The sequence below is a fragment of the Veillonella sp. ICM51a genome (assembly GCF_000524355.1).
Classification (GTDB): domain Bacteria; phylum Bacillota; class Negativicutes; order Veillonellales; family Veillonellaceae; genus Veillonella; species Veillonella atypica.
Genome location: NZ_JAPX01000018.1, coordinates 74,053 through 86,521, shown reverse-complemented (window position 1 = coordinate 86,521; position 12,469 = coordinate 74,053). Strand labels below are relative to the sequence as shown.

Annotated in this window: 13 protein-coding genes; all 13 read left to right on the top strand. The window is 40.1% G+C overall.

The annotated features are described in order from the left end of the window. Entirely contained in the window at positions 1 to 1,269 is a 1,269-nt protein-coding gene (locus HMPREF1504_RS02535) for an O-antigen ligase (RefSeq protein WP_038123161.1), read from the top strand. Positions 1,270 to 1,639: 370 nt separating this feature from the next. Further along, a complete protein-coding gene (locus HMPREF1504_RS02530) occupies positions 1,640 to 3,142 on the top strand; it encodes an acetyl-CoA hydrolase/transferase family protein (RefSeq protein WP_005377419.1) in 1,503 nt (500 codons plus the stop codon). A gap of 28 nt (positions 3,143 to 3,170) precedes the next feature. Next, on the top strand, positions 3,171 to 4,817 hold the full coding sequence (locus HMPREF1504_RS02525; protein ID WP_038123159.1) for a methylmalonyl-CoA mutase: 1,647 nt from the start codon (positions 3,171 to 3,173) through the stop codon (positions 4,815 to 4,817). 27 nt (positions 4,818 to 4,844) lie between these two features. Next, complete coding sequence (locus HMPREF1504_RS02520) at positions 4,845 to 5,240, top strand: cobalamin B12-binding domain-containing protein (RefSeq protein ID WP_005377409.1); 396 nt, start codon at positions 4,845 to 4,847, stop codon at positions 5,238 to 5,240. Positions 5,241 to 5,319: 79 nt separating this feature from the next. Next, positions 5,320 to 6,258, top strand: a complete 939-nt coding sequence (gene meaB / locus HMPREF1504_RS02515; RefSeq protein WP_005377389.1) for a methylmalonyl Co-A mutase-associated GTPase MeaB — start codon at positions 5,320 to 5,322, stop codon at positions 6,256 to 6,258. A gap of 51 nt (positions 6,259 to 6,309) precedes the next feature. Next, positions 6,310 to 6,732: a methylmalonyl-CoA epimerase gene (gene mce, locus HMPREF1504_RS02510; protein WP_005377395.1), complete on the top strand. Its 423-nt coding sequence runs from the start codon at positions 6,310 to 6,312 to the stop codon at positions 6,730 to 6,732. Positions 6,733 to 6,768: 36 nt separating this feature from the next. Then, entirely contained in the window at positions 6,769 to 8,298 is a 1,530-nt protein-coding gene (locus HMPREF1504_RS02505; protein ID WP_005377385.1) for a carboxyl transferase domain-containing protein, read from the top strand. 73 nt (positions 8,299 to 8,371) lie between these two features. Beyond that, positions 8,372 to 8,716: an OadG family protein gene (locus HMPREF1504_RS02500; RefSeq protein ID WP_016475813.1), complete on the top strand. Its 345-nt coding sequence runs from the start codon at positions 8,372 to 8,374 to the stop codon at positions 8,714 to 8,716. Between the two features lie 23 nt (positions 8,717 to 8,739). Then, positions 8,740 to 8,907: a hypothetical protein gene (locus HMPREF1504_RS10425; RefSeq protein ID WP_005377348.1), complete on the top strand. Its 168-nt coding sequence runs from the start codon at positions 8,740 to 8,742 to the stop codon at positions 8,905 to 8,907. Between the two features lie 97 nt (positions 8,908 to 9,004). Then, the gene (locus HMPREF1504_RS02495) at positions 9,005 to 9,388 is read left to right on the top strand and encodes a biotin/lipoyl-containing protein (RefSeq protein WP_005377346.1); all 384 of its coding nucleotides are present in this window, start codon (positions 9,005 to 9,007) and stop codon (positions 9,386 to 9,388) included. 73 nt (positions 9,389 to 9,461) lie between these two features. Beyond that, positions 9,462 to 10,583 (top strand): sodium ion-translocating decarboxylase subunit beta, encoded by a 1,122-nt coding sequence (locus HMPREF1504_RS02490; RefSeq protein ID WP_038123155.1) that lies wholly within the window; start codon positions 9,462 to 9,464, stop codon positions 10,581 to 10,583. A gap of 197 nt (positions 10,584 to 10,780) precedes the next feature. After that, positions 10,781 to 11,038 carry a hypothetical protein gene (locus tag HMPREF1504_RS10190; protein ID WP_071991541.1) on the top strand — a complete coding sequence of 86 codons (258 nt, stop codon included), beginning with the start codon at positions 10,781 to 10,783 and terminating at the stop codon, positions 11,036 to 11,038. Between the two features lie 39 nt (positions 11,039 to 11,077). Beyond that, complete coding sequence (locus HMPREF1504_RS02480; protein ID WP_038123150.1) at positions 11,078 to 12,379, top strand: SLC13 family permease; 1,302 nt, start codon at positions 11,078 to 11,080, stop codon at positions 12,377 to 12,379. Positions 12,380 to 12,469 lie beyond the last annotated feature (90 nt).

Here is a 12,469-nt window from a genome sequence, read left to right as displayed (position 1 = left end):
ATGGAACACTCATTATTTCCAACGGAAACAAAGTTGAAGTTTTATATTGAACGACTCATTTATGGTGTGGCTATTGCCATGCCTCTACAACCGATGGTAGGGGATGTGCTCTTGTGGTTGGCCGTTGGGCTTGCCATTGTCGATTTAATACGAAGTCGTAGTCTTAGCTTGCCTACGGGCGGGTTGTCTTGGACTGTTATGTTTTTCGTCCTTTGGACGGGCGTATCAGCTGCCCTTTCCGATAATGCGCAATGGGCTTTGACAAGTTGGTTTTATCAGATTGTGGCCGGTGGCGGTATTTATTATTTAGTACGTACCTATATTAGTACGCCAAAACAGTGGCGTTATTTTCTTCAATGTACATTGGGAACGGCGATTCTCGTTTGTTGCATAGGTGCTTATGAATATATTTTTATTCCTAATCATCATATAAAGGAATGGGTTGATGCCATCCAATTTCCAAAATTAATGCGACGCATGTCGTCAACATTGACGAATCCCAATCTGTTGGGCGCTTACTTGTTGATGATTCTAAGCGTTAGTATTAGCTATTTATTGGTTTACTGGAAGGGCTTATCCGATAAAATCTTATCGGAGGAATATAAGAAACAAATCTACATGATGATTCCCATAGCATTAATACTTTTTGTTACCATGCTATTAACGTATTCACGTGGCATATGGATCAGTTTTGGTGCCATGATTATTTACTGGGGAATTTTTGTAGAACGTCGTTTATTATTATCCTTGTTAGCTATCCCCATCATTCTATATTTTTATGATGGAGAAATTGCTACTCGTCTTTGGTCTATATTCCAAGGTCATGATACATCGGCTGATTTACGATGGGCCTTGTGGGATAGCACGATGTACATTGTTCGTGAAAATCCTGTGTGGGGGATTGGGTGGAATACATTTTACTTAGTATATCCAGAATATAATTATTATATTCAAGGTCCTAATGTATTGATGTATCACGCTCATAATTTATACCTTAATATGTTGGCTGAAATAGGCATACCAGGACTTATCTCCTTTATAACTGTATTAATAGGTCATGTGGTTACATCTATACGTCTAAAAGGTGATGTGTTCCGTAAGGCTGCCTCCATCGGTGTCGGTGCTTTAGCAGTTGGTGTTCTTGTGAGCGGTTTGTCCGATTTTGAATTATATAGTCACCAAGTAACGATTACATTCTGGTTATTACTAGGATGGGTAGGTGCTTTTGTGAAAGTTCAACAAAATCAGACTAAAATCAATCATAATTAAAACGCATCGAAAAAAATCGAAGTTGTTGTATTATGTATAATAAGAATTAGAATAAGAGTGAATTGAAGAGAATCTATATATTGTATAGAAATTCTTCGATTCACTCTTTTTTAACTATATATATGAAATTATAAAAATATATCTATAATTCCTGAGAGTTATAACGATGTGAATTTAATTTATCTAAAAAATGGAAAATCCATGACTTTTAGTCATAATGACCCATAAATATGTGACAAAAAATACATTTTATGCATATAAGTTGACAATGCGATTGTAAAAGCATACGATGAAGTTGGTTTAAGGAACGGTTTAGACCAAGAGATTGATCAACTGTCGTTTAACAAGGTGATTTTAAGGAGATGGTACGATGATAGACATCAAAGATCGCGTTAAAAATGCGGCCCTCCAAGGCAAAATTGTCACAGCTTATGAAGCAGCTCAAATGATTAACCACAATGATAAAGTTGGTATTTCCGGCTTTACTCCATCTGGTTATGCAAAAGCTGTACCATTGGCTTTGGCTGAACGAATGGAAAAAGAACCATTCAAAATTGATTTATGGACAGGTGCTTCCGTAGGTGATGAAGCCGACGGTGCATTAACACGTGCACATGGTATTAACCGTCGTTTCCCTTATCAAACAAATGGGGATACACGCAAAGCTTTAAATAGCGGCGACATCAAATACGTTGATATGCACTTAAGTACAATGGCGCAAAATGTACGCTATGGTTTCTTTGGTGATTTAGACGTAGCTATCGTAGAAGTTTGTCAAATCAATGAAGATGGCTCTTTAGTACCTACAACATCTGTTGGTAACTCTCCAACATTTGTTAGCCAAGCTAAAAAAGTTATCGTAGAAGTAAACGTATCTCAACCATTATCTTTGGTTGGTATGCATGATATCTACGAACCACTTGATCCACCATATCGCAAACCAATTCCATTGGAACATGCTGGTGATCGTATTGGTACTGATGCAATTCCTTGTGACCCAGACAAAATCATTGCAGTAGTTCCTTGTGATGTTCCTGATACTACAAGACCTTTGGCACCTATCGATGATGATGCAAAAGCAATGAGTCAACACCTTATCAAATTCTTTGAACAAGAAATCGGTGAAGGTCGTTTACCTGAAAACTTGCTTCCATTGCAATCTGGCGTAGGTTCTGTAGCAAATGCAGTAATCAGCGGATTGGCTCAAGGCCCATTCAAAGATTTGTCCATTTATACAGAAGTAATCCAAGATGGTATGTTTGACTTAATCGATGCAGGTAAAGTAACTGTATGTTCCGGTACTGCATTAAGTCCTTCTCCAGATGGGTTGAAACGTTTCTATAATAACATCGATGAATATCGTAAAAAGATTATTCTTCGTCCACAAGAAATTTCTAACAACCCTGGTATTGCTCGCCGTATTGGTGTCATTGCCATGAATACCGCTATCGAATTTGATATTTTTGGCAATGTAAACTCTACTCATATTATGGGTAGCAAAATGATGAACGGTATTGGCGGATCTGGTGACTTTGCACGTAGTGCATATCTCACTATTTTCTGTACTAATTCCGTTGCAAAAGGTGGCGACATCAGTTCTATCGTTCCATATGTATCTCATGTGGATCACCCAGAACATGACACTATGATTTTCTGTACAGAACAAGGTGTTGCTGACTGCCGTGGTTTGAGCCCAGTGGAAAGAGCTCGTTTGATCATTGAAAAATGTGCTCACCCAGACTACAAACCAATGTTAACTGAATACCTCGAAAAAGCACTCGCTGCAACTAAAAATGCCCATACACCAATGTTGCTCGACGAAGCTCTTTCTTGGCATAAACGCTTCACAGAAACTGGAAGCATGAAAAAATAACCTGTTTTTTTAGGAGGATGATGAAAACATGGCTTACGAAAACCTTAAAGCCCAAATTGCTGAGTACAATAAACTTTGTGACGAAAAGTGTGTAAAAACTCCAGAACGTCAAAACTTGAAATACAACCGCGTGTATACACCAGTTGATATTGAAGGCTTTGATTATGAACGTGATTTGGGTATGCCTGGTGAATATCCATATACTCGTGGCGTACAACCTACAATGTACCGTGGTCGTTTCTGGACTATGCGTATGTATGCTGGTTTCGCAACAGCTGAAGAATCTAACAAACGTTACCGTTACCTTATCGAATCCGGTGCAACTGGTCTTTCCTGTGCATTCGACTTACCTACACAAATCGGTTATGACTCTGATGACGTTATGGCTGAAGGCGAAGTTGGTAAAGTAGGTGTAGCGATTGACTCCTTGGCAGATATGGAAATCTTGTTCAACGGCATCGACCTTGGCAAAGTATCCACTTCTATGACAATCAACGCTCCAGCATCCGTTTTGTTGGCAATGTATATCGCAGTAGCTGAAAAACAAGGCGTACCTTCCACAGAATTGAAAGGTACAATTCAAAATGATATTTTGAAAGAATACGCAGCTCGTGGTACTTACATTTTCCCTCCAAAACCATCCATGCGTTTGATCACTAATATCTTTGAATATTGCTCTCAATACGTTCCAAAATGGAATACAATTTCCATTTCCGGTTACCATATCCGTGAAGCAGGTTCCACAGCAGCACAAGAAATCGCATTTACAATTGCTGATGGTATCGCATACGTAGAAGCAGCTTTGAAAGCTGGTCTTGATGTTGATACATTCGCTGGTCGTCTTTCCTTCTTCTGGAATGCTCATAACAATGTACTTGAAGAAGTTGCTAAATTCCGCGCATCCCGTCGTTTATGGGCAACTATCATGAAAGAACGTTTTGGTGCTAAAAAACCAAAATCCATGATGCTTCGTGTACATACTCAAACAGCTGGTTCCATGTTGACTGCACAACAAGTTGATAACAACATCGTTCGTGTTGCTCTTCAAACTGCAGCTGCTGTAATGGGCGGTACTCAATCCTTACATACAAACTCCCGTGACGAAGCATTGGCTCTTCCTACAGAAGCATCTGTACAAGTAGCTCTTCGTACACAACAAATCGTGGCTTACGAATCTGGTTTAGCAGACGTAGTTGACCCATTGGGCGGTTCCTACTATGTAGAAGCTATGACTAACGCTATCTATGACGAAGCTATGGCTTACATCAAGAAAATTGATGAAATGGGCGGCGCTGTAGTAGCAATCGAAAAAGGCTACATCCAAAAAGAAATCCAAGAATCCGCTTACAAATGGCAAATGGAAGTTGAATCTGGCTTGCGCACAATCGTTGGCGTAAACAAATTCCAAGTTGAAGAAGAAGCTCCAAAAGACTTGCTTCGCGTAGACGCTTCCGTAGGTGTAAACCAAGCTAAGAAAACTCAAGCAGTTCGCGCTAACCGCGATCAAGCAGCAGTTGACAAAGCTTTAACTGATTTGAAAGCTGGCGCAGCTGACGAAAACGTTAACTTGATGCCATTAATTCTTGCAGCAGTTAAAACATATGCTACTTTGGGTGAAATTTGTAATGTATTGCGCGAAGTATTCGGTGAATACCAAGCTCATTCCACATTATAATATCGGCTAATTTCGGAGGTAATTATCATGGCAGAAAAACGTATTAGAGTAATCGTAGCAAAACCAGGTCTTGATGGTCATGACCGTGGTGCAAAAGTTGTAGCACGCGCACTTCGCGATGCTGGTTTCGAAGTAATCTACACAGGTCTTCGTCAAACTCCAGAACAAATCGTAGAAGCAGCACTTTCTGAAGACGTTAATGTAGTTGCATTATCCCTTCTTTCCGGTGCTCACAACACATTGTTCCCTAAAATTGTTGAACTTTTGAAAGAAAAAGGCATGGGCGATGTATTAGTAATCGGCGGTGGCGTTATTCCTGATGCTGATATCCCTGGCTTGAAAAAAGCTGGCGTAGCAGCTGTATTCACACCTGGTACTCCAACTGGTGATATCGTTAACTTCATCAAGGAAAACGTAAAATAATTAACTGGGCAAGAGAGGGGCTCAACTGGAATGGTTGGCTCCCCTCTATTCCCATATTCTAAGATAGGTGGTGAGGCGAATGGATTTAGTTAAAGGCCTCTTTGAAGGCTCAAGACTAGCCTTAGCACGGTCCATCACTGCTGTAGAAAACGAGTATGAAAATGCCATCGATATTATGAAGGCAATTTACCCTAAAACGGGTAATGCACGTATTCTCGGTATAACTGGTGCCCCTGGTGCTGGTAAAAGTACTTTGACAGATAAGGTTGTTAAACATTATCTAGATCAAGGTAAAAAAATCGGCATCGTTGCCATCGACCCAACTAGCCCATTCTCTGGTGGTGCTATTTTGGGGGACCGTATTAGAATGAATGATTTAACATTAAATGAAAATGTATTCATTCGAAGCATGGGGACACGTGGTAGTCTTGGTGGTTTATCCAAAAAGACTGCAGACGTTGTAAAATTAATGGATGCCTTTGGCATGGACTTGATTATCATTGAAACAGTAGGTGTAGGTCAATCCGAAGTAGATATCGTAAAAAATGCAGATACTACATTGGTTGTTCTTGTTCCTGGTCTCGGTGATGATATCCAAGCTATTAAAGCGGGTATTCTTGAAATCGGCGATGTATTTGCTATCAATAAAGCTGACCGAGATGGTTGCGATCGTTTGAATGTTGAAATTGAAATGATGCTTGACCTAGATTCTCGTGAAGTAAAATGGCGCCCACCAATTAAGCGCACAATTGCTAGTAAAGACCAAGGCGTAGATGAACTTATCGAAGCCTTAGATGAACATTTTGAGTATCTTGAAGATTCCGGTGAATTGGAATCTCGTCGGGCAGAACGTACTCGCGATGAAATCATCGCAATGATTAATGAACAAATTGGTCGTTATGTAGCTGATAAAATCATTACAAGCGACGAATTTAATAGCCAAGTGGCAGCTGTTAATGAACGCGAAAGCGATCCATACACAGTTGTTAACGGCGTAATGACAAACGTGCTAAAGTAGACGGCGACTACATAGCATTAGAGATTTAGCCTTATAAAGGAGATAATCGAAATGGCTTTTAAAGTATTACAAGTGGATCACATCGGTATTGGTGTTAATGATTTAGCAGCAACTAAAGAATTTTACAAAAATGCTTTGGGAATTCAACATCTTCCTGAAGATGAAGTAGTAGAAGAACAAAAAGTAAAAGTATCCTTCTTCCCATGCGGCGATGCTGAATTAGAATTCTTGGAAACTACTACTCCAGACGGCCCTATCGGTAAATTCATCGAAAAAAATGGTGGTCGTGATGGTATCCAACACGTTGCTTTGCGTGTAGATAATATTGAAAATGCTATTGCTGATCTTATGGCGAAAGGTATTCGTATGATTGACGAAAAACCTCGTTATGGTGCTGGCGGTTCCTCTATTGCATTCGTTCATCCTAAAGCTACAGGTGGCGTATTACTTGAACTTTGCCAACGAATGAAATAAAATATTATTGTAACAAGTTTTTATGGAGGTGCTGACATGCAAACAGTGCAAGAAAAAATTGAGTTGTTGCACGAAAAACTAGCAAAAGTTAAAGCTGGTGGCGGTGAAAAACGCGTTGAGAAACAACATTCTCAAGGTAAAATGACTGCTCGTGAACGTTTGGCTAAATTATTCGATGACAACTCTTTTGTTGAACTTGATCAATTCGTTAAACATCGTTGTGTTAACTTCGGTCAAGACAAAAAAGAATTACCAGGCGAAGGTGTAGTAACTGGTTATGGTACTATCGATGGTCGTTTGGTATATGCATTCGCACAAGACTTCACTGTAGAAGGTGGTTCTCTTGGTGAAATGCACGCTGCTAAAATCGTTAAAGTACAACGTTTAGCAATGAAAATGGGTGCTCCTATCGTTGGTATCAATGATTCCGGCGGGGCTCGTATTCAAGAAGCTGTAGATGCTCTTGCTGGTTACGGTAAAATTTTCTTTGAAAATACAAATGCATCTGGCGTTATTCCACAAATTTCCGTAATCATGGGACCATGTGCAGGCGGTGCTGTATATTCTCCAGCATTGACTGACTTCATCTACATGGTTAAAAACACATCTCAAATGTTCATCACTGGTCCTGCAGTTATTAAATCTGTAACTGGTGAAGAAGTAACAGCTGAAGATCTTGGTGGCGCAATGGCTCACAACTCTGTGTCTGGTGTTGCTCACTTCGCAGCTGAAAATGAAGATGATTGCATCGCTCAAATCCGCTACTTGTTAGGTTTCTTACCTTCTAACAACATGGAAGATGCTCCATTGGTAGATACAGGTGATGACCCAACTCGTGAAGATGAAGGCTTAAACAGCTTGTTACCTGATAACAGCAACATGCCTTACGACATGAAAGATGTTATCGCAGCTACTGTAGATAATGGCGAATACTATGAAGTACAACCATTCTATGCTACAAACATCATTACATGCTTCGCACGTTTTGATGGTCAATCTGTTGGTATCATTGCTAACCAACCTAAAGTAATGGCTGGTTGCTTGGACATCAACGCATCTGATAAATCTTCCCGTTTTATCCGTTTCTGTGATGCTTTCAATATTCCAATCGTTAACTTCGTTGACGTTCCTGGTTTCTTGCCTGGCACAAATCAAGAATGGGGCGGTATCATTCGTCATGGTGCTAAAATGTTGTATGCTTACTCTGAAGCAACAGTACCAAAAATTACTGTTATCACTCGTAAAGCATACGGTGGTTCTTACCTCGCTATGTGTTCCCAAGATTTGGGCGCTGATCAAGTATACGCTTGGCCTACATCCGAAATCGCTGTAATGGGTCCTGCTGGTGCAGCTAACATCATCTTCAAAAAAGATGAAGATAAAGACGCTAAAACAGCTAAGTACGTAGAAGAATTCGCAACTCCTTACAAAGCTGCAGAACGTGGCTTCGTTGATGTTGTAATCGAACCAAAACAAACTCGTCCAGCTGTTATCAATGCGTTGGCTATGCTTGCAAGTAAACGTGAAAACCGTGCTCCAAAGAAACATGGTAATATTCCATTATAATTCGATTCGGTAATCATATCATCGAATTTGGGAGATACCTTTCTTTATTTATTTTTTAGAAAGGGGAATGATTATGGAAGGACAAGCAGTTACTACCAATCCCTGGTTAATCATGGCCATTAATATGACAGTTGTATTTGTTGTGTTGATTCTTTTAGGCGTTTTGATGACAATCGTTCATTTGATTGACCCTACGAAAAAGAAAAAAGAGGCACCGGCAAGTGCTCCTGTTGCAGCTCCTGCAGCTACTCCAGTGGCTACACCAAGTGCATCTGCTCAAAATGAGGATGAAGTAGTAGCAGCTATCGTGGGTGCCATTGTGGCGATGGGGTACTCATCTGAACAAATTGCATCTATTCGACCTACAGCAACTAGTGCTAAATGGCGCTTGGAAGGTCGTTTAAGCGGTAGAAATTAATATTTTTTTAGGAGGCATTTGTCATGAGCAATGCTACAAAAGCTAACGGTAAGGCACCATCTCAAGATGTTGTTGCAGTTATCGTTGGCGCATTAGCGGCAATGGGTTATTCCGCTGATCAAATCGCGCATATCCGTCCAATCGTAAGCTACAATTGGAAAATGGAAGGTCGCTTACGCGGTAATCGATAAGATTAACGTTTTTAGGTAATCGATAGGATTATCAGAACTATATGTGTAAATGAAATTTAAGTATTGTGTAGATATACACATTTTGGAGGAATTTAAGATGAAAAAATTCAACGTTACAGTAAATGGCACAGCATATGATGTAGAAGTTAATGAAGTAAAAGCTGCAGCTCCTGCAGCAGCTCCTAAAGCAGCTCCAGCAGCAGCTCCTAAAGCAGCTCCTGCACCAGCACCAGCTCCAGCTGCAGCAGCAGCTCCAGTTCCAGCAGGTGCTGAAACTGTAAAAGCTCCAATGCCTGGTAAAATCCTATCTGTAGCAGTATCCGCTGGTCAAGCAGTTAAAAAAGGCGAAACTTTGTTGATTCTTGAAGCTATGAAAATGCAAAACGAAATCGCAGCTCCTCATGATGCTGTAGTTGCAGAAGTTCGCGTAGCTGCTAACCAAACTGTATCCACTGGCGATGATATGGTTGTTCTTGGCTAATACCAAGTGTTGTCTTATGGCGCGGCTGCGCCGCGTCATATAACAATTTAATATTTGTGAAAGGGGAACGCATATGGAGGCTTTTGCTGTTGCGATTCAATCCGTTATAAATGATAGCGGGTTCCTCGCATTTACAACATACAATGCTATTATGATTCTTGTAGGTTTGATCCTATTGTATTTAGCATTTGCTAGAGAGTTTGAACCATTATTGTTGGGTCCGATTGCGTTTGGTTGTGTACTTGCTAATATCCCTCGTAACGGCTTTGAAGAAGGCGTTATGGCGCTTATTAGTGCTGGTATCTCTCAAGAAATCTTCCCACCTCTAATTTTCCTTGGTGTAGGTGCAATGACTGACTTTGGTCCGCTTATTGCTAACCCTAAAACATTGTTGTTAGGTGCTGCTGCACAAATCGGCGTATTCGTTGCGTTAGGTGGCGCTATGATGCTCGGCTTTACAGCTCAAGAAGCTGCAGCTATTGGCATCATCGGTGGTGCAGACGGTCCTACATCTATCTACTTAGCTACTAAATTAGCTCCTCATTTATTAGGTGCTATCGCGGTTGCCGCATATTCTTATATGTCCTTGGTACCGTTGATTCAACCACCTGTAATGAAATTATTCACTACGCAAAAAGAACGTGAAATTGTAATGGAACAATTGCGTGAAGTTACACGTTTTGAAAAAATCGTATTCCCAATCGTTGCAACAATCTTCATTTCTTTATTGCTTCCTTCCATTACATCCCTTTTAGGTATGTTGATGTTAGGTAACTTGTTCCGTGAATCTGGTGTAACTGAACGTTTGTCCGATACATCTCAAAATGCGTTGATCAATACTGTTACTATCTTCTTAGCAACTGGTACTGGTTTAACAATGAGTGCGGAACACTTCTTAAGTTTGCAAACTCTCCTTATCATCTGCTTAGGTTTGGTTGCATTCATCGGTGGTACAGCTGGTGGCGTATTATTTGGTAAATTAATGAGCTTAGTCGATGGTGGTAAAACAAATCCACTTATTGGTTCTGCTGGTGTATCTGCAGTTCCTATGGCAGCTCGTGTATCCCAAGTAGTAGGTGCTAAAGCTAACCCAGCAAACTTCTTGCTCATGCATGCCATGGGTCCTAACGTAGCTGGCGTTATTGGTACAGCAGTAGCAGCAGGTACAATGCTTGCTATGTTGTCTAGCCACTAATAGTTTAATAATTATTCACCAAGGTGTGCCTATATAGGTACACCTATTGGTGAATAAAAAATCCCTTATATCGTATGTAAACATACAGAAAAGGGGTATATTAGCAATAAATGCTTTGTCAGATCGGTCATTATGTGATGAGCAAGAATTTCACTAAATAACCTTCTAGTGCTTTCAAAATAGTAGAGGTGGTCATCTTGTTATCAATTGAATTAAAAATACTGATTTGTTTCGTATGGGCATTTATTGTTTTTTTAGTTACTGCACTGATTATTGGTGTTGAACGTAAATCACTTTGGTTCCAAAGAAGAACTAAATATTCTTGGTTTAATCGCCGAGGATTTCTAGGAGAAGCATTACTTTTTGGATATCCCAAAACGAGAGAAGGGTATGGGGTTACTTTCTTGATGGCTTGTGCTATCAGCATCGTAGGCTATATTCTATACCTCATATAACTACAATCAGTGCATTTCTCTGAAGGGAGATGATGATGTATGGGTGCTGCAGAACAAACCTTAATCGTCCTTGCAGTCATGGCTGTTTTATTCGTTACGGAAATTATTCCTTTAGCTATTACTTCTTTAGGCGGTGCCATTACACTAGGCCTTATGGGGATTATTACTCCTAAGGTTGTATTCTCTGGTTTATCTGATAGTACAGTTGTGTTGTTTGCAGGCATGTTCGTTGTAGGTGCTGCGTTGTTCTACACAGGTTTAGCCCAAAAGATTGGTGAAACCGTAGTTTCTCATGCAGGCACTAGTGAAAACGGTTTAATGCTTGCTATCATGCTTGTTACAGCTACTATGTCCGCATTCTTATCTAACACTGGTACAACAGCTGCTTTATTACCTGTAGTTGTTGGTATCTGTGCTGTTGCTAAGATTCCTGCATCTCGCCAATTGATGCCATTAGCATTTGCTGCTGGTATCGGTGGTATCATTACAATGGTTGGTACACCACCAAATATCATTGTAAGTGGTACATTATCTAAATTTGGTATTGAACCATTTGGTTTCTTCGAATTTGCATGGATTGGTATTCCTTTGACTATCGCTACTATCGTTTTCATGATGCTTATTGGTAAACATTTGTTACCTAAACATGAAATTGCAGATGCTGGTGAAGTTGAACAAGAAGTGGCAGCAGAAGATATTTCCAATGATCCAAAGAAACAATTATTCTCTGGTATTATTCTTTTAGGCGTAATCATCGCTATGATTTTAGGTCAACCATTAAAAGATAACTTTGGTATTAACTTACCATTGAGCATGGTTGCTGTTATTGGCGCAATGCTTTGTGTATTAACAGGTTGTTTAAACGAAAAACAAGCGTATACGTCTATCGACTGGGTAACAATTTTCTTATTTGCAGGTATGATGCCAGTTGCCACTGCACTAGATCAATCTGGTGCAGGTAAAATGATTGCTAATGCAGTAATTGGTGTTATGGGGGATAACCCAAGTCCTTACTTTGCAACAGGCGTATTATTCGCATTGTCTTGTATTATGACTCAATTTATGTCTAATACTGCATCTTGTGCATTGTTGGCTCCTATCGGTATCTCTATTGCTCAAGGTATGGGCGCTGACCCTCATGCTGTATTGATGGCTATCGGCGTTGCTGCATCTTGTGCATTTGGTACACCTGTAGGTACACCTCCAAATACATTAGTACTTGGCCCTGGTCAATACAAATTTACTGATTATGTAAAAGCCGGCGTTCCATTGATTTTAGTTTGCTTCGTAGTAAGCTTAATTATTATCCCAATGGTATGGCCATTCTTCCCTGGTAAATAATAGGGAATAGGTTACTCTACTATACAAGCACACACGAGGTCGAATCGTAAGATTCGGCCTCGTTTTTTATGATTTTAGCCTATATGATTT